The sequence below is a fragment of the Iodidimonas muriae genome (genome assembly GCF_014647255.1).
Taxonomy (GTDB): Bacteria; Pseudomonadota; Alphaproteobacteria; order Sphingomonadales; family Rhodothalassiaceae; genus Iodidimonas; species Iodidimonas muriae.
In genome coordinates this window covers 91,836-109,399 of sequence record NZ_BMOV01000007.1, presented here as the reverse complement: position 1 = coordinate 109,399, position 17,564 = coordinate 91,836, and the positions used below count along the sequence as shown (strand labels likewise).

General features: G+C 55.2%; 16 protein-coding genes. 12 read left to right on the top strand and 4 right to left on the bottom strand.

Annotated features, from left to right (window positions below; genetic code table 11):
• The first annotated feature begins 83 nt into the window (after positions 1–83).
• The gene (locus tag IEX96_RS10510; RefSeq protein ID WP_188873894.1) at positions 84–1,442 is read left to right on the top strand and encodes an MBL fold metallo-hydrolase RNA specificity domain-containing protein; all 1,359 of its coding nucleotides are present in this window, start codon (positions 84–86) and stop codon (positions 1,440–1,442) included.
• Positions 1,443–1,475: 33 nt separating this feature from the next.
• Here IEX96_RS10510 and IEX96_RS10505 read toward each other — a convergent pair whose 3' ends face one another.
• From IEX96_RS10505 to IEX96_RS10490, 4 genes are all read right to left on the bottom strand, one after another.
• Positions 1,476–2,771: a DEAD/DEAH box helicase gene (locus tag IEX96_RS10505; protein ID WP_150005464.1), complete on the bottom strand. Its 1,296-nt coding sequence runs from the start codon at positions 2,769–2,771 to the stop codon at positions 1,476–1,478.
• Between the two features lie 243 nt (positions 2,772–3,014).
• The gene (locus IEX96_RS10500; RefSeq protein ID WP_150005465.1) at positions 3,015–4,775 is read right to left on the bottom strand and encodes a methyl-accepting chemotaxis protein; all 1,761 of its coding nucleotides are present in this window, start codon (positions 4,773–4,775) and stop codon (positions 3,015–3,017) included.
• 19 nt (positions 4,776–4,794) lie between these two features.
• A complete protein-coding gene (locus IEX96_RS10495) occupies positions 4,795–5,268 on the bottom strand; it encodes a hypothetical protein (RefSeq protein ID WP_150005466.1) in 474 nt (157 codons plus the stop codon).
• Positions 5,269–5,280: 12 nt separating this feature from the next.
• The gene (locus IEX96_RS10490) at positions 5,281–6,552 is read right to left on the bottom strand and encodes a hypothetical protein (protein ID WP_150000295.1); all 1,272 of its coding nucleotides are present in this window, start codon (positions 6,550–6,552) and stop codon (positions 5,281–5,283) included.
• A 476-nt stretch (positions 6,553–7,028) separates the two neighbouring features.
• Here IEX96_RS10490 and IEX96_RS10485 point away from each other — a divergent pair, with 476 nt between their 5' ends.
• The 11 genes from IEX96_RS10485 (at position 7,029) to IEX96_RS10435 (ending at position 17,562) form a co-directional block, all read left to right on the top strand.
• Positions 7,029–8,027: a lipid A deacylase LpxR family protein gene (locus IEX96_RS10485; protein WP_188873893.1), complete on the top strand. Its 999-nt coding sequence runs from the start codon at positions 7,029–7,031 to the stop codon at positions 8,025–8,027.
• A gap of 107 nt (positions 8,028–8,134) precedes the next feature.
• Complete coding sequence (locus IEX96_RS10480; protein ID WP_150005468.1) at positions 8,135–10,765, top strand: intermembrane phospholipid transport protein YdbH family protein; 2,631 nt, start codon at positions 8,135–8,137, stop codon at positions 10,763–10,765.
• 34 nt (positions 10,766–10,799) lie between these two features.
• Complete coding sequence (locus IEX96_RS10475; protein WP_150005469.1) at positions 10,800–11,066, top strand: YnbE family lipoprotein; 267 nt, start codon at positions 10,800–10,802, stop codon at positions 11,064–11,066.
• The gene (locus tag IEX96_RS10470; protein ID WP_150005470.1) at positions 11,066–11,398 is read left to right on the top strand and encodes a YdbL family probable chaperone protein; all 333 of its coding nucleotides are present in this window, start codon (positions 11,066–11,068) and stop codon (positions 11,396–11,398) included. Before IEX96_RS10475 ends, IEX96_RS10470 begins: the two co-directional genes overlap by 1 nt.
• 128 nt (positions 11,399–11,526) lie before the next feature.
• Positions 11,527–11,883 (top strand): hypothetical protein, encoded by a 357-nt coding sequence (locus IEX96_RS10465; protein WP_150005471.1) that lies wholly within the window; start codon positions 11,527–11,529, stop codon positions 11,881–11,883.
• 129 nt (positions 11,884–12,012) lie between these two features.
• Entirely contained in the window at positions 12,013–13,653 is a 1,641-nt protein-coding gene (ccoN, locus tag IEX96_RS10460) for a cytochrome-c oxidase, cbb3-type subunit I (RefSeq protein WP_188873892.1), read from the top strand.
• A 14-nt stretch (positions 13,654–13,667) separates the two neighbouring features.
• Positions 13,668–14,405 (top strand): cytochrome-c oxidase, cbb3-type subunit II, encoded by a 738-nt coding sequence (gene ccoO, locus IEX96_RS10455; RefSeq protein ID WP_150005472.1) that lies wholly within the window; start codon positions 13,668–13,670, stop codon positions 14,403–14,405.
• Positions 14,406–14,410: 5 nt separating this feature from the next.
• On the top strand, positions 14,411–14,620 hold the full coding sequence (locus IEX96_RS10450; RefSeq protein WP_150000287.1) for a cbb3-type cytochrome c oxidase subunit 3: 210 nt from the start codon (positions 14,411–14,413) through the stop codon (positions 14,618–14,620).
• Positions 14,617–15,510: a cytochrome-c oxidase, cbb3-type subunit III gene (gene ccoP, locus IEX96_RS10445; RefSeq protein ID WP_150005473.1), complete on the top strand. Its 894-nt coding sequence runs from the start codon at positions 14,617–14,619 to the stop codon at positions 15,508–15,510. The genes IEX96_RS10450 and ccoP overlap by 4 nt, the downstream gene beginning before the upstream one ends.
• Before the next feature lie 41 nt (positions 15,511–15,551).
• Positions 15,552–17,054, top strand: coding sequence for a cytochrome c oxidase accessory protein CcoG (ccoG, locus tag IEX96_RS10440; RefSeq protein ID WP_150005474.1), 1,503 nt, complete (start codon positions 15,552–15,554; stop codon positions 17,052–17,054).
• Positions 17,055–17,073: 19 nt separating this feature from the next.
• On the top strand, positions 17,074–17,562 hold the full coding sequence (locus IEX96_RS10435) for a FixH family protein (protein ID WP_150005475.1): 489 nt from the start codon (positions 17,074–17,076) through the stop codon (positions 17,560–17,562).
• Positions 17,563–17,564 lie beyond the last annotated feature (2 nt).

The following is a 17,564-nucleotide window of genomic DNA, read 5'->3' as shown; positions in this document are numbered from 1 at the left end:
TCGCGCTTTGGAAAAACAATCGTACAACCACTCTCTTTATCTGTAGATTCGGGGTTGGCGATGATCTGAAGCAAGGGGGGCATATGGACCTGACATTTCTTGGGGCGGTTGGTACGGTTACCGGGTCCAAATATCTTTTGGAGGCCGGTGGCAAGCGCATCCTGATCGATTGCGGGTTGTTCCAAGGCTATAAACAATTGCGCTTGCGTAACTGGGCCCGTTTGCCGGTATCTCCCAAAAGCATTGATCTGGTGATTCTCACTCATGCCCATATCGATCATTCCGGCTATTTGCCCTTGCTGGTCAAAAATGGTTTCAAGGGGCGGGTTTATGCAACGCCGGGAACATGCGATCTGTGCAAGATATTGCTTCCGGATAGCGGTTTCTTGCAGGAAAAAGATGCGGAATTTGCTGCCCGTCATGGCTATTCAAAACACAAATCCGTCAAGCCTTTATATACCCGGATGGATGCGAGAAAGGCGCTCGATCATTTGCATCCGGTCGCTTTTCATAGGCCGCAATTGGTGGAAGACGATATCTCCGTGGTGTTTTACCCTGCGGGGCATATTTTGGGCGCCGCCATTGTCGAGCTGACCATAGCCGGTCGTGTTTTGGTATTTTCCGGAGATTTGGGACGTCAGGAAAGCCCGACCATGCTTCCTCCCACGCCTATAAGCCATGCGGATTATCTGTTGGTGGAATCCACCTATGGCAATCGCTTGCATGATGGTGGCGATGCGGAACAGACCCTGGCCGATGTGATCGCACGCACTGCGGCGCGTGGCGGAACGGTTGTGGTTCCGTCATTCGCTGTGGGGCGTGCGCAGACATTGCTTTTTTATCTGGCGCGGCTCAAGGAACAAAAGCGTATCCCCGATTTGCCAATTTATCTTGATAGCCCCATGGCCATCAATGCCACAGAGCTGTTCTGTCGCCATATCGGGGAGCACACATTGTCGGCACAGGATTGCCAACGCATTTTTTCCACAGCCCATTATGTGCGGGAAGCGGAGGAGTCGAAATCTTTAAACAAGGATAGCATGCCCAAGGTCATTTTGTCTGCCAGTGGCATGGCAACGGGTGGGCGGGTCTTGCACCATTTGAAGCATTATCTGCCCGATCCACGGAACAGCGTTTTGTTCACGGGCTTTCAGGCCGGGGGAACCCGGGGGGATTCATTGGTTTCCGGCGCGCGGAGCATCAAAATCCACGGATCTTATATTCCGGTCGAAGCTGAAGTGAATGTTTTGTCCATGCTATCGGCCCATGCGGATGCCGATGAACTGATGGTGTGGCTTGGGCATTTCAAAGCGCCACCGAAATGTACGTTCATCACCCATGGAGAGCCGGCGGCGGCAGATGCCTTGCGTCACCGGATCGAAGAGACGTTGGGTTGGAAAACCCATGTTCCCGATTATCGTGAAACGGTGGCCCTGCGCTAAAAGGGCAAGGCCACCGGATGTTTTAAAAAGCGATCAGTGGGCCGAGGCGGCTCTGCGCGGTGCACTGCGCCGATTGGCTGGGCCACGGGGTTTCGCACGGCTTTGCGAAGGGCCGGTATTGGGGCGCCAACCGGTTTTCTTGCGGCCACCGCCACCACGGCCTGATTTGGCTTTGCGCGGGATATCCGCCAAAGCGGGAGGCGTGCCACCGGCCAGTGTCAGCGGACGCTTGGTCAGATGCTCGATATCCTTGAGCAAGGGATATTCCGACGCATCGCAAAAGCTGATGGCAATGCCTTGGGTTCCGGCGCGGGCCGTGCGTCCAATACGATGCACATAGCTTTCCGGTTCATGGGGCAGATCGAAATTCACCACATGGGTGATATTGTCCACATCAATGCCGCGGGCGGCAATATCGGTGGCCACCAGAATACGGGCACGGCCATTACGGAAGCTGGATAAAGCCCGCTGGCGTGCGCCTTGGGATTTGTTGCCATGAATGGATTCAGCGGAAATGCCAGCGCGTTCAAGCTGTGTGGCGATTCTGTCGGCACCATGTTTGGTGCGGCTGAAGACAATCACCCGCTGCATGTCCGGATCTGCCAGCATCTTGGTGAGATAGGCGCGCTTTTCGTTCTGCGCCACATGATGGACCCGCTGGTCGATGCGGTCCACCGTTATCGTTTCCGGGGTCACTTCCACACGCACCGGATCTTTCAGGATCTCGTCGGCAAAGCGCTGGATGGTGGTGGGCATGGTGGCGGAAAACAGCAAGGATTGCCGTTGCTTGGGCAAAAGGGCGACAATTTTGCGAATGTCGTTGATGAAGCCCATATCCAGCATGCGGTCCGCTTCATCCAGAACAAGGAAGTTACACGCATCAAGGCGCACATGCTTTTGGTTGATCAGATCAAGCAAGCGGCCCGGCGTTGCAATCAGGATATCCAGCCCGCGCGATACATCGCGCACCTGACGGCCAATGGGCACACCGCCCACCACAACGGCTTGGGAAATCCGGCGGCCCTTGGAAAATTGCCGAATGGCTTCGGAAATCTGCTGGGCCAGTTCGCGGGTCGGGGCCAAAACAAGCGCCCGTGTGCGACCCGGTTTCAAGGCGGCGGGCTCTTCGGTCAGTAAATGCACAAGAGGCAGGGAGAAGGCGGCGGTTTTGCCGGTGCCCGTCTGGGCAATCCCCAGAACATCGCGCCGCTCCAGAAGCGAAGGAATGGCCTGAGCCTGAATAGGAGTGGGGGAGGTGATGTTAAGTTTTTCAAGATTGGTCGCGATACCTTTGGCAATGCCAAGGTCAAAAAAAGTCGTGTTCGTCACGTAGATATACTTTCTACACCAAACGCCCCGCCATCAATGGCGGACGTACGGCGCTCTGCCGTAGCCCACACGCATCCGGGCTATGGAAATTATTATGAAAAAATCTCGGGATGAATGGTCGCAAAACAAAGGCGACGGTTCGCGTGATCGCGAGAAATACGCCCCCTATATGCAGGGCGGAGCCCCGACTGTCAATGCTCATGACAGTCGAGGCTCCGATTGGTCTTTTAAGAAGATGGTCGCCTAGGCCGCGTTTTTGTTGTTATTCAGCGTATTGAGATAGCTTTCCACCTCGCCGCGCAAGCCCGAAGCAATGGAAATAAGCGCTTGCGACAGTTCCGATACATGCGAGGCGCTGCTGCCCGATTGCTGGATTTCGCGCACCACACTGACGATCATTTCGGAAATGCCCGATGTACTGTCGGCGGCTTCCGCAATGGAGCGGCTGATTTCATCGGTAGAGGCTTGTTGCTCTTCGATAGCGGCGGCCACGGCCGTAGACACTTCGTCGATCCGCCCGATGGAGGACCCGATTTCATCCACCGCAGAGGCGGTTTCCCGGCTGGCGGAATGGATCTCGTCAATCTGGCGGGAGATGCTTTCCGTGGCTTTTTGCGTTTCGCCGGCCAAAGTACGCACTTCCGCCGCCACAACGGAGAAGCCGCGCCCTGCTTCGCCGGCGCGGGCCGCTTCGATGGTGGCATTGAGCGCCAAAAGATTAGTCATATCGGCAATTTCGTCGATCAGTCCCACAACGCGGGTCACTTCGGCAACCAGATCCACCATCCGCATGGCGGTTTGTTTGACGCGGCCTTGTTGGGCCACGGCTTCACTGGTGACACGGGTTGCCGCAGCGATCTGGGAAGCAATTTCTTGAACCGAGGCCGCCATTTGCGCTGCAGCCGATGCAACGCTTTGGGCATGGGACGACGCGGTTTCCGAGGAATTGGATACATCGGAAGCCGTGTTTTGCGATGTGGTGACCGCATTATTCATAGTGGTGGAGGCATCTTCCAATTCATGGGCAGAGGCCACAACCTGATCCAAAGAGGAAAACACCCGGCCTTGCAACAGATCGATCACCGCTTCGGCCATTTGGCGTTGCTGTTCTGCCTGTTGGGCCAGCTCGGCTTGTTGGCGTTCTTCTGCGGCCCGGCGCTCCGCTTCTGCCCGCCGACGTTCGGCTTCGCGGGCTTCGCGCTGGGCTTCGCGTTCGGTGTTCATCTGTTCGATCTTGATGGCATTCTCTTTGAAAATCATCACGGTGCGGGCCATATCGCCCAGTTCACCGGGATTGTTTCGATAAGGAATGTCGTCGTCGTTATTGCCCTGAGCCAAGGCCATCATCGCAGTGGTGATGTTCCGGATGGGCGTAACGATCGCTTTTAAGGTTGTGACCAGAATCAGCCCTGCGCAGGACAAAACCACCGCCAAGGTGACCAGGCTCAGAACAGATGCCAGACGGCTATCCGCATCAACCTTCAAAGCGGCTTCGGCAGCAAAGGCCCGGCTGCTTTCCAGCACATCGCGGATGATTTGGTCATTTTCCGAAATCAGCGTGCGGGCCTGTGCCATCAAGGCATCACCAGCTGCACGTTCCTCCGTCATATATTCCATCAAAGCATCAAGAGAGAGCTTTTCGATCTGCATGGCATTGGCGATCAGGGTGTCTCTGTCGTCGCCTTTCAACGCATCGAGCGTTTGCACGCCCTCGCGGAAGGTTGCCAGGCTGGTGCTGGCATTTTCTTCCGCTTCACTGGACAAGCTATTGGCCAAATCTGCGAACCAGTATTTCATGTCGCTGAAGGCCTGATGCACGCGGTTTGTGCGATCCAGAATATCCAGATAGGACATTTGTTCGGTAATGGCTGTGCGGCTTGATGCAATTTGGAATTGCACCACCAACAAGCCGCCTGTGGAAAACGCTGCCAAGACACCGACAAGGAGAAGGGTCTTTCCTTTGATGGAAAGGGAGGAGAGGGCGCGTGAGAGCCGGGTTAACATCTCAAATCTCCATGTCGAATTAATCGCTGAAGGTCAGCAAAACTTTTACAGTATCGGGTGCCGAGGCCGCTTCTTCTGCGCTAACGATGGCAAAGCCCCCCTCGAATTTGCCAATCAGACGAAACAGGATGCGTTCCGAGCCCACTTCCCGGGGCGGTGTTTCCCCTTTGGTTTGCTTCACGCGGGTCCAATGGTCGGTTACCGCCGTCGGGCTCATTTTCAGAATGTTATTTATAAAGGCCGTTTGCGCAGGCGATCCCCCTTCACGGGCGAAGGGGTCCGCATGCAGCCCGTTGGGCCAGTTTGACAGCTCTTTTAGATAAAGCTGGCGAATGGTGTCCACCGCTGCATCACCGCTCAATTCCGTGGGGTTGGCCTTATTGACCAACACCACATAATCGGCCGCCCATCCCTTTGTTGCCATGGTGCCACCAAGGCCCAATGCGGCAACAAGGCTCAAAGAGCGCAGGATTTGAGAAGAAAGTCGTTTCATATCCTTGCCCCCTTAAAATGAGAATGTTGCGGAAAGCTGATAGTTCTCAGCATTGGCCTGTTCAAACCCTCCGCCGGCGTCGAAGCGGTTGAGACGGGCGATGGCGCGCAGATGCACTTGCGGAACGGGCTTGAAGGTAAGTCCCACGGCATGTTCTTTGCGGTCTCCTTCATCGGTGCCATCATCCAGGAAATCAAAGCGATAAAACGCTGTCCAGCCTTCGGCGAAACGCCATGCAGGCTGGGAATAGAAAGCCAGTCGATCGCCACCCAAGTCTTCATCGGTGATGAAGAGCTCGTTTTTCCACTGGAAGGCTCCCTTATCATAAAGCAGGTCGGCGCCATAGAGCACATAATCACTATCGGCCCCGTCCCGGCGGCCGCCGCCCAGATTGGCCCCTATGGTGACACCTGTATCGCCAAAGCTCCAGAATGCGCGACCACCATAATTCACGCTGTCGCTGTTTTCTGTGTAGGTGCCGGCATATACGGAATATCCCAATGTGCCGTTAATGCCGTTGGGCTTATACACTTGCCCGCTGACTTTTGCGCCATTGATGAAATTGGAAAAGATCGTCTGGCCGCTGAAGGGGCGCAGGAATTGTGGCTGTTCAGGGTCCAGCAAAATGGCCGGGAAATGCTCGATATTGATAATGCCATGAGGTGTCAGGAAACGTCCCACATCAACGGTCAGGGCATCGCTATGTTCATAGGTGGCATAGGCCAGCATCAAAGGTGTTTTGTTGACGATGCTGAAATTCGGGTCCAGCCGGTTGCCGGGATCACCATAATTGACATCAGAGTCGCGCATGAAGGCCTGGCCTACGAACAAAGACCATTTGTCACTAAGCTGGGCGCTGGCCAGCAAACCGAAAAACAGCCGGTTCACTGCGAATTCGTCATTTTCCTGGCCGTCTACAAAGGTGGCCGCCGTATGGATGAAGCCACCCAGATCGAAGCTTTTGGCATCGAAGGCGCGCACAAGGGCGCGGCTGCCGACACGCTCGTCAATATCGAAGGCAATATCTTCCACATCATCGATGCGGGTATTGGCTTCTTCGACGGATGCCGCCACGGCATCAAGGCGTTCTGACAAGTCGATGGGTGTTAATCCATCCGCCGTGGCAGGGCTGGGCGCCGGGGCCACAGCCTGAGTGCTGTTCTTCAATGATTTGATCTCGGCGCTCAGATCTTGTACCACGCCGAGAACGCGTTCGAGCTGTTGCTCCAAGGCATCAATCCGCGCTTGTGCATCATCGGGGCTCTCTTGTGCCCATGCTGGCATAGCCGTGAGCACAATGGATAATAAAGCGCTGGTTGTCAGTAGATGTCGTTTGAAATAATCATTCTCTCCTTTAAGCAAAGAGAATATTCTTGTTTTCGTCGTCACGTGGAGCCCCTCCAGTTGTCGTATTTATGTGCCTATAAAGGCCTGCAAATGTTTAAAAAAATTTAATAAAAAAACGGGTCACCAAATAGTGAGGGAGCTTCACAAAGAGGATGGTTGCAATAAATGTCCAATTTGGAAGTGTTTTTTCAAATTCTTCAAATTTGAAATAAAAATATTATCTATATGTAATATATGATATTTTTTGAAAAAATATGCCCAAGAAAAGCATGAAACGAAGCGAGATGCGCAATTCTAGATGAGGAGCAGATGTGTCGGGGAATTCGCCTGTAAATATAGATGCTGACAGATTGTGTTGTCTGGGTATGACATGCTCGGAAATCTCGTCGCTTTTTAAAATCGCGCTGAGGGCGGTGCTCCTTACATTTTTTATTGCGATGTCCTGTGCTTCGGGGCGAGCGGATGCCCAAGAGTCCCCGATCAAGCGCGAACAAGCGCGTTCGGTAATTTCCTTCCAAAGTGAAAACGACCTTTATGGTGACGGTGAAGACCGTTGGTATACCAACGGTTTCAGGCTGGCGGTGGCGCTGGCCCCGCAAGACCGCCCCAAATCCTTTTCTTTTGTATCCGGTCTTTTGCCTTCCGGGGCGAAAAACGAGGATACGGACCTGTTCATGGCTGTGGGGCAAAGCATGTTCGCGCCTGCAGATATCACCATTAAAGAAAGGATTTTGGATGATCGGCCTTATGCGGGCTGGCTGTATTTTGAAGTCGGGGCGTCAGGGCAGGTGGGGAATATGCAAGAAACCCTCACATTGTCCGTTGGGGTGACGGGGCCGCCTGCCTTGGCGGAGCGCAGCCAGAAATTCGTGCATACGCTTACGGGCTCGCCTGAACCTCAAGGCTGGGAGTTTCAGATTGATGCGGAACCGACCTTGCAAATTTTCTATGAGCGGGCGTGGTTTTATGAAGTGGCGGATCTGTTCGGCCCGGTTTCTATGGATGTTTCGCCGCGTTTTGGCGCCAATCTGGGATCGGTGTTTATTGATGCCAATGCGGGCGTTATCGGCAGAATCGGGAATTTTCTTCCCCATGCTTTTCCGCCGCGCATCAATCCCAGCGCCACCGGTACCGGTAAAATTTTAAGGGCCAAGAAAACAGGCGTTGGCTGGTATATTTTCGGTGGTTTTGAAACACGGGCGGTGGCCCGCAATATGTTTCTGGATGGGGGTATTTTCGATAATGGCCACACGGTTGCCAAAAGACAGTTCGTGAACGAGATCAGTGCCGGAATTGCGCTGAGTTATGACCGCTTTGCCCTGTCATATAGCTATGTGCATCGGTCCCGTGAATTCGAGCTTCAAAGCGAGGCCCAGGCCTTTGGATCGATCAATCTCTCTATTGCCTTTTAGGTGCTGTGGAATAGGCTGGCGATCAGGCGAGGTTTTTGCGGCAATGCCTTGCCATAAGCCTAAAAGAAATATCTGACGAAAGATCTGAAGAAAGCCCAGAAAAAGCAATGGCACAATCGGCACGAAAACGCGTCTATCGGGCGGCCTTATGGGCGGGCGGCTGCCTGATCCTGTTTTTGGTGGCGGGTTTTCTGGCCAGTTCTTTTTTGCTGCGCATGGGGCTGACACAGGCATTGCTGCGTGCAGGGTTTGAACAGGTTGATATCCAGCGGGTGCAGATCCAGTGGGGCGAAGGCGTGCGGATTGGCCGGATTGCTTTGGGCCGTGCGGATGAAGCGCTGCTTTTCGATAGTACGGCGCGATTTGATCTATCCGATATAGTGGAGGGGCGCGTGCAATCCCTTGATATCCGGCGGATTCAGGCGGATGTGGCGGCCGATGCGGAAGGATCGCTCAATGTGGCGGGCTATCACCTTGCTATGCAAGGCCAATCGGACCAACCGTTTCTCTTGCCGCTGGATCGTCTGACCATCGGGACGGCGCATATTGCGTTGTCTCTCACCGGAACGGGGCCGGTGGAGGTGACGGTGGATGATGCGGCGCTGGAACAAACGGCCAAAGGCGCGCATCTGACCGCTGCGATCCATGCCCAGCATGATTTGGCCGTGATAGAGGGCGGCCTTTTGGCGGATTTGTCGCCAACAGGGGCGCTTCAAACCCTGCGTTTTGATCTGGCGCAAGGGGCAATGCAGGCGCAAGACGGCGTGGAAGGGCGTGTCAAGGGCTGGGCCATGCTGGATGTGCCGCACTCACGAATCGAGGCGGACCTTCGATTTGATGCGCCATCGGCCCATGCCACGTTGCGGATGTCCAATAAGGTGGGGGAACAGCAAGCCACCGGCCGATTAGAAGCCTCAAGCACGGATCTGGCCCTTTTGTCACCGATGCTGGCGGGGGGCGGCGAGATGGCGGGAGAGTTCGTGCTGGATTGGGCGGAGGAGTCCCCGATAGTCCGTATGGACGCGCTCTCCGCCCGATTGCGCGATCTCGGCTTTGAAGGCATGCATATCCCGACTTTATCCTATAAAGGCCGTATGGTGGGCAGCCAACAGGGTCTGCGCCTTGACGGGGCGCTTATGCTGGACGCGAAGGCTGTATTGCCGGATCTGCGTCTTGATGGCCTGCATCTGGATGCTCCGGCCATTGCCATAGAGGCAAACCGCGCTTCCCTACGTCTGTGGCATGAAGGATGTATGCTGGGCCGCATCACATATATGGACATCAGCGGTTATGGGGCCGGTCCATTGCAGGATATGTGTTTCAAAACACAGGGAAGCGACCCCTTATTGGTTTGGAATATGGACGATCAGAGCGGCAGGCTGGACATGATTGTGCCGGGCCATGCGTTTGCACTGGACATCAAGAACAAAGCGGGGGAAAGCCAAGCTCTGGAAGGCGCGCTGCCGCAGATCATTGTCGCCGCCAATGGGGGCGTGGAAAACGGGCTGACGGCCTCTATCGATCTTTTTGACGGGCAGGTGATTTCCGACGATTTGGCGCTGGTGGCCAGCGGGCTGTCGGGGCAGATTGTGGTGACAGACAAGGGTCTGCACCGTGCGGCTTTGGCGCTGGAAAAGCTGGCCAGCCTTGACCCCATGCCGGTCTGGGCACCGGTATCGCTGGATTTGAAGGCAACGCCCGGGAAGCAGGACGGGGTTTTTGCCTTTGAAGGCTGGGCATCGGACCTGCTTGGCATTTTTGTGCTGGAAGCTTCGGGCGAAGCCGGGCTTGTGGGGGGCGCGGCCCATTTGACGTTATATCCTGTGCAGTTTTTGCCCGATGTGGCGCAAATCGGCGATATCGCCCCTGCCTATGGGGATGTTTTCACCAATGTATCCGGCCTTTTGGGCTTTACGGGCGATTTGTCTTGGGGGGAGGATGGTGACATACGCTCGTCGGGGCATGTCTCCTTGACGGATGTGGCCTTTGAAACATCGGGGATGGCGGTGTCAGGCCTGAATAGCGAGATCGCGCTCCGGTCTTTATGGCCGCTGGATACGGCACCGGATCAACGATTGACCATCGACCAATTGATGGCGGGCGTGCCGTTGCAAAAAGGGGGAGCGGCCTTCCAGTTAACGGATAATACGCAGCTTTCCATCTCTGATCTGCATTTTTCATTGGCCGGTGGGCGGCTCTATACGGACTCGTTCATCATGGATTTATCCCGGCCGGGTGATCTTGTGGTGGTCTTGAACGCCGAAGGTGTACGGGTGACAGAGGTGATGATGATGGGTGGTGTGGATGGGTTGACAGGGGATGGATTGCTCAATGGGCGCGTGCCGGTTACCCTTGCTGCTGGCGGGCTGAAGGTAGAAGATGCGCGGCTTGAAGCCACAGACAATGGCGTTTTGCGGTATAATCCCGGTGACGTTCCCGGCTTTTTACAAGGGGAGGATATGCGCTCTCAAATGTTGCGCCAAGCCTTGCAGAACTTTCACTATAATGTGCTGAGCTTAAGTTTTGCAGGGGATTTTGCAGGCAGCCAAAGCATGCAACTGGCGGCGCGCGGAGCCAATCCGGATTTTCTCAATGGCCATCCCATCGAATTGAACTTTAATTTACAAGGGGCGTTGGTGGGAGCTGTGGAAAGCGCCATGGGGGCGGGCCGTTCGCAAAGCCTTGAAAGCCTTTTCAAGCGTACGCAAAAAGACAAACCTGCCGATAGTCCCCAATGAAGGGCCCTGAACATGAAGCCGTGGAGATAATGCCATGAGATCCAGATCGCGCAAATTTACTGCGTTGCCGCTTATTTGTGGGGCGGTGGCTTTGGCCGGGGCCTGTTCACCCACGGTGAAGCTGGAAGCCCCGGATGAACCGATCCGCTTTGATGTGAATATCAATATCACGGAACAAAAGCGGCTCGAAATTGACCGGGAATTGCTGGATCTGATCCGGCGTAATCCTGAATTATTTGGGGTGAAAGCGGAAGATCTGCCTGCCATACAGCCCCAAGAGCCACAAGGGAGTGACATGTAATGACTCTATGGAAAAAAGCCATTTTGGTTCTGGCCCTTGTGCTGATGGCCCCTCTGGCCCAAGCGCAACAGGGGTTGAGCCAGGCCAAGGCCAATGGATTGCTTGGCGAACGGCCTGACGGGTTGGTGGAAGCAGTGGCGACCCCCGATGCGGCTTTGTCTGCCTTGGTGCGAACTGTGAATGAGCAGCGCATGGCAGAATACCGCAAGATCGCTGCCGATACATCGGCGCCCCTTGCTGCGGTGCAGGCCCGCGCCGGCCGGCAGATTATCCAGTCTTTGCCCAAAGGCCAGTATTTCAAGGATGCGGCAGGGCGCTGGCGAAAGAAATAATCAGACGCCTGTTTTTATAAGCCTTCTTGAAAGCGTCCGGTTTGCTCCGGGCGCTTTTTTGATGTGCATCAAAGATTGACCCCCCCTTGTCTTTATGTATGACTTTTAAATCAATGGGGGATGGAAACGTGCAGCCAAATGGTGTGCTCATCACGGCCCGACAACGCGGCGAAACTTTGGCGCTGCTTGTGGGTGGCTTGTTTTTGCTGGCAAGCCTTGCCGAAATTCTTGCACCCATTTCCGATTATACGGCCGATCTGATTTGTCGCGGTATGACCGATGATGCACCGGTCAGCGGCTTTGCCCCATGCCATGCGGGGATCACCCGCGAGCAGGCATTTTCTTTGGCGGCCCCCGATCTGCGCGACGGATTCGCGCCCGGATCTGCATTCGAATTTGCATGTGTGTCTGCGACCGGTGGGGTGGTGGGCCTTTTATGGCGCAAGGCTGCCATCGGCTTCGTCAAGGCTTGGGTTCCACCATGAAAAAAGCAGAAACGGATCATGCGACAATCAGCACATCCAGCAATTTGATCTGGATCAAATTCGTGGGGCCCAAGGGGTGCCAGAAGAGCCTGAAGCGCCTGAAGCGCAAGGACCAAGGGAGAGACGACCATGGCCGGACATCAAACAGAGGCACAAACAAAGATGCCATTGAGCGCTTGGGGCATGATCGTAGCCCTTGGCGCAGGCAGCCTTTATTGGATTATCATCGCCATTTATGCGCTGGATACACCCATGCGCTTTCACGCCTTGTTATTCGCCGCAGCCTTTATTGCGGGGATCGCTGTTTTAGGGGACACCGCATCCAACGGCAAAGCGGATAAACGCGGTTATAATAACCAAATCGTGAAATATGGCGTCGTGGCCTCGGTATTCTGGGGCGTTGTCGGATTTCTTGTCGGCGTGGTGATTGCCTTCCAGCTTGCCTTCCCGCAACTGAATTTCGATACCAGCTTTCTCAATTTTGGCCGAATGCGGCCCTTGCACACCTCGGCGGTGATTTTTGCCTTTGGTGGCAATGTGTTGATCGCCACCAGCTTTTGGGTGGTTCAACGCACCAGCCGGGCGCGTCTTGCGGGCGATATTGCCCCATGGTTCGTGTTCTGGGGCTATCAGCTGTTCATTGTCATTGCCGCCACCGGTTATCTGATGGGGGTGACGCAATCACGCGAATATGCCGAACCGGAATGGTATGCGGATATTTGGCTGACCATTGTGTGGGTGACCTATCTTCTGGTGTTTCTTGGCACGCTGGCCAAGCGCCGCGAGCCGCATATCTATGTGGCCAACTGGTTCTATCTGGCCTTTATCGTGACCATCGCCATGCTGCATCTGGGCAATAATATGTCGGTGCCGGTGTCGATATTCTCGTCGAAATCCGTGGCGCTGTTTTCCGGTACGCAAGATGCCCTGATCCAATGGTGGTACGGCCATAATGCGGTAGGCTTTTTCCTGACCGCCGGCTTCCTTGGGATCATGTATTATTTCGTTCCCAAACGCGCCGAGCGGCCGGTTTATTCCTATCGCTTGTCGATCATCCATTTCTGGGCGCTGATCTTCCTTTATATCTGGGCCGGACCGCATCATCTCCATTATACGGCGCTGCCCTTATGGGCGCAGACTTTGGGGGCCACCTTCTCCCTGATGCTGTGGATGCCAAGCTGGGGCGGCATGTTGAACGGCTTGCTGACCCTGAAAGGCGCATGGGACAAATTGCGCACCGATCCGGTGATCCGCATGCTGGTGGTGTCGGTAGCGTTTTACGGCATGAGCACCTTTGAAGGTCCGGTGATGTCGATGCACTGGGTGAATGGCTTGTCCCATTATACCGACTGGACCATCGGCCATGTGCATTCCGGGGCGCTGGGCTGGGTAGGCTTTGTGTCTTTTGGCGCGATCTATTGCATGGCACCGGCAGTCTTCAATGTAAAACGGCTGTATTCACTGGTTCTGGTGGAGTGGCATTTCTGGGTCGCCACCTTCGGCATCCTTTTATACATCACCGCCATGTGGGTTTCGGGGATCATGCAAGGGCTGATGTGGCGGGCTTATGATGCTCTGGGCTTTTTGGAGTTTTCCTTCGCGGAAACGGTGGAAGCCATGCACCCTTATTATGTGATCCGGGGCTTGGGCGGGGTGCTGTTCCTCGCGGGGGCTCTGATCATGGCCTATAATGTTTATATGACCGCCAAGGGTCGGGTGCGTGGGTCGGAGGATGTTCCTCTCGATACTCTTGCCCAGCCGGCTGAGTGAGGGGGAGCGATCTGATGGCGAAATTTTCCCATAAAACCATCGAGAAAAACTCGATCCTTTTGTTGGTGTTGACCTTGATTGTGGTCTCTATCGGCGGATTGGTAGAAATCGTGCCGCTGTTCTGGATCAAGAGCACCATCGAAGAGGTGGACGGCGTGCGTCCTTACACGCCTTTGGAACTGGCGGGCCGCAATATTTATGTGCGGGAAGGCTGTTATAATTGCCACAGCCAGATGGTTCGGTCCTTGCGGTCCGAAGTGGACCGCTATGGCCATTATTCACTGGCTGCGGAAAGCATGTACGACCATCCGTTCCAGTGGGGCTCCAAACGCACCGGCCCGGACCTTGCCCGGCTTGGCAATAAATATTCCGATGAATGGCACCGGCTGCATATGGCAGCCCCCCGGTCCGTGGTGCCGGAATCGGTTATGCCCGGCTATCCGTTCCTAGCGAAAACACCCTTGGACATGCGCACCGTCAAAGAGGTGATCGCCGCCAATGCAAAGGTGGGTGTGCCCTATGACGAGGCAATGATCGAAAATGCTGCGGCCGATCTTTTGGCGCAGCTTGACCCTTATGGCGATATCGACGGCTTGATGGAACGCTATGGCGACAATGTTGCCATCCGCGATTTCGATGGCAATCCGCGCATGGTATCGGAGCTGGATGCCCTGATTGCTTATTTGCAGGTGCTCGGAACGTTCGTTGATTTCAATGCCTATAACGAACAGGCCGCGGGCAATGAAAGATAAGCGCCATGTATGAAGCCATTTCAAAAATCGCCGGAACTTGGGGGCTTTTGTTCCTCTTGGTGCTGTTTGTGGCGGCTGTGGCCTATGCCTTGTGGCCGTCCAATAAAAAGACATTCGATCATGCGCGTAATTTACCGCTTGAGGATGACGGCCCGCTTGAGGACAGCCTTCACGAAAACAGCCCAGAGGATGAAAAAGGGGAGGGGCGGCCATGAGTGACGCACCAAAACGCGACGAATTGACCGGGGTGGAAACCACGGGCCATGATTGGGACGGCATCACCGAGCTTGATAATCCCCTGCCCAAATGGTGGCTCTATATCTTTTATGCCTGCATCGGTTTGTCGGTTCTCGGCTGGATCTGGTATCCAAGCTGGCCGGTATGGATGGGGGAATGGACCTATTTGAAGGGGGTGGCCGGATTCTCCAAACGCGCCGAAGTGAGCCGGGAACTGGCAGAGATCGAAGCCGGGCGCGAGGTCTATTTCAAGCAGATCCGTGCGCAAAGTCTGGAAGATATCCGCACCGATCCCGAACTTTTGCAGGTCAGCCTTGCGGGCGGTGCTGCAGCCTTTGGCGATAATTGTGCCCCGTGCCACGGCTCTGGCGCACAGGGCTTTGCGGGCTTTCCCAATCTGAATGACGATGCCTGGCTTTGGGGCGGTACATTGGATGATATCCACACCACTTTGCGCCACGGTATTCGCTGGGAAGCGGATATGGATACCCGCCTGTCCATGATGCAGGGCTATTTGAAGGACGGCATTTTGTCACGCAGCGAAGTGAGCGATGTGGTGCAATATGTGCTGGGTTTCTCAGGACGTGAAGATGATAACGAGGCCGCCCGGCGTGGGGCCACCACCTTTGCGGAGATTTGCTCTGCCTGCCATATGGAAGATGGCACGGGCATGCATGAATTGGGTGCCCCCGATCTGACCGATGCCATTTGGCTTTATGGCGGCGACAAAGACACGATCTATGAAACTGTCGCCAATGGTCGGGGCGGCGTGATGCCCGCATGGGCGGGTCGGTTGGATGATGCCACCATCAAGCAGCTTGCCCTTTATGTGCACAGCCTTGGTGGCGGGGAAGAACCGCAGCCTTAAACGGGCATATGCCCGAATGATGTGCGAGAAAAGCAGGACCTATGACAGCGTCAATCACAAGCGGACATAATAAGGCCAAAGCCCCCGAGCCACCGCAACCCGGTGGCGAGGAGGGGCCGCTTTATCAATCGCGCGTGAAAATCTATCCCAAGCGCGTTTCAGGCACCTTTCGTAATCTGAAATGGCTGGTGATGATCGTGACACTGGGGGTGTATTATGTGACCCCGTGGCTGCGTTGGGATCGGGGAGCAACCGCTCCGGACCAAGCAGTGTTGCTGGATCTGCCCCATCGGCGGTTTTATTTCTTCTTTATCGAGATCTGGCCGCAAGAGGTTTATTATCTCACGGGCCTGTTGATCCTTGCCGCTTTGCTGTTGTTTTTGTTCACATCCCTTTTCGGGCGCGTTTGGTGCGGCTATGCCTGTCCGCAAACGGTATGGACAGATCTGTTTATCTGGGTTGAGCGCCTTGTGCAGGGAGACCGCAACAAGCGCATGAAGCTGGATAAATCCCCGTGGACGGCGACGAAAATTGCCAAGAAGTCGCTGACCCATTTTATCTGGCTGGTGCTTTCTGTGGCCACTGGCGGCGCATGGGTGTTTTATTTTGCCGATGCGCCAAGCCTGATGACCGGGCTTTTGACCGGCGAGGCTCCCTTGGCGGCTTATCTGGCAATCGCCGGATTGACCTTTACCACCTATAGCCTTGGCGGGCTGATGCGTGAACAGGTGTGCACCTATATGTGCCCATGGCCACGTATTCAGGGGGCCATGTTCGATGCGGATACGTTTCTAGTGTCTTATAAGCCTGATCGGGGCGAACCGCGCGGGCCGCATAAAAAAGGGGAAAGCTGGGACGGGCGGGGCGATTGCATCGATTGTCAGGCCTGTGTTGCGGTTTGTCCTGTGGGGATCGATATCCGCAATGGCCCGCAGCTTGAATGTATTCAGTGCGCTTTGTGCATCGATGCCTGCAACGAGATCATGGACAAGATCGACCGCCCGCGTGGATTGATCGATTATGAAACGCTGGCCATGCCGGATGCGCGGGCAAAGGGTGAAAAGCCCAAAATAAGATTGGTGCGTGGGCGCACCATTATCTACAGCCTGTCGATCTTGTTGACGGCAGCGGTGATGGGCTATGGCTTGTTGACGCGCGGCGATCTGGAGATGAGCGTTTTGCGGGATCGCAACCCGCTGTTCGTGCCTTTGTCCGATGGCTCGGTACGCAATGGTTATACGATAAAGATCCTTAATAAAGCCCATGAAACCCGCAATTTTTCCATCGAGCTTTCGGGGATGGAAGGATTGGCATTAAGCCGCCCCAATGCGGTAGATAGCCCGGATCGGGTGACGGTTGCCCCCGATGATGTGCAATCGGTCCGGCTTTATGTGACCGCCCCGGCCGATATCGTGCGGTCGCCGGTTTTGGCCGATGGGGAAAAGGCCATAAATATTGCCATCCGCGATATGGAAAGCGGGGCCGTTGCCTCTCGCAATACGGTGTTTCGCGGGCCCCAGAGCCGTTCGCAGGGCCGCCGCTGATGAATAAGGAAGTGCGGGAATGGCAAAAGAACTGACAGGGCGCAAAGTGGCCGCCATCTTTTTCGGGTTTTTCGGCCTGGTTTTCGGCGCAAATCTGATCATGATGACCTTTGCCGCCAAAACATATGACGGGGTGCAAGAAGAAGACGCCTACCGGAAAGGCCGTGATTATAATGATATTCTGGCGCAGGCCCGGCAGCAGCATGATCTGGGCTGGCAGGTGGCGTTTGACCATGAACAGCTTGGATCGGCCCTTGAGCAGAAAGTCACGGCCCGCTTTATGGATAAACAGGGAAATCCGCTGGATGGCTTGACGGTTTCGGCGCTGTTTTTCTCGCAGGTGGAAGCGGACCATGACGAGCGCATCGGGCTGGCCGGATTGGGCGACGGGCGCTATGAAGGCGTGGCGCGATTGCCCCGTGCCGGGCGGTGGGAATTGCGCTTGTTTGCCGATGGCGCTGGGGCCGAGAATTATTTCCTGCGCAAAAACATCTTCATCAAACCATGACA

Coding starts and splice junctions, on each gene's coding strand:
- IEX96_RS10510 (WP_188873894.1), top strand. CDS start 84: ATGGACCTGACATTTCTTGGGGCGGTTGGTACGGTTACCGGGTCCAAA.
- IEX96_RS10500 (WP_150005465.1), bottom strand. CDS start 4,775: ATGTTAACCCGGCTCTCACGCGCCCTCTCCTCCCTTTCCATCAAAGGA.
- IEX96_RS10495 (WP_150005466.1), bottom strand. CDS start 5,268: ATGAAACGACTTTCTTCTCAAATCCTGCGCTCTTTGAGCCTTGTTGCC.
- IEX96_RS10490 (WP_150000295.1), bottom strand. CDS start 6,552: ATGCCAGCATGGGCACAAGAGAGCCCCGATGATGCACAAGCGCGGATT.
- IEX96_RS10480 (WP_150005468.1), top strand. CDS start 8,135: ATGGCACAATCGGCACGAAAACGCGTCTATCGGGCGGCCTTATGGGCG.
- IEX96_RS10475 (WP_150005469.1), top strand. CDS start 10,800: ATGAGATCCAGATCGCGCAAATTTACTGCGTTGCCGCTTATTTGTGGG.
- IEX96_RS10470 (WP_150005470.1), top strand. CDS start 11,066: ATGACTCTATGGAAAAAAGCCATTTTGGTTCTGGCCCTTGTGCTGATG.
- ccoN (WP_188873892.1), top strand. CDS start 12,013: ATGGCCGGACATCAAACAGAGGCACAAACAAAGATGCCATTGAGCGCT.
- ccoO (WP_150005472.1), top strand. CDS start 13,668: ATGGCGAAATTTTCCCATAAAACCATCGAGAAAAACTCGATCCTTTTG.
- IEX96_RS10450 (WP_150000287.1), top strand. CDS start 14,411: ATGTATGAAGCCATTTCAAAAATCGCCGGAACTTGGGGGCTTTTGTTC.
- ccoP (WP_150005473.1), top strand. CDS start 14,617: ATGAGTGACGCACCAAAACGCGACGAATTGACCGGGGTGGAAACCACG.
- ccoG (WP_150005474.1), top strand. CDS start 15,552: ATGACAGCGTCAATCACAAGCGGACATAATAAGGCCAAAGCCCCCGAG.
- IEX96_RS10435 (WP_150005475.1), top strand. CDS start 17,074: ATGGCAAAAGAACTGACAGGGCGCAAAGTGGCCGCCATCTTTTTCGGG.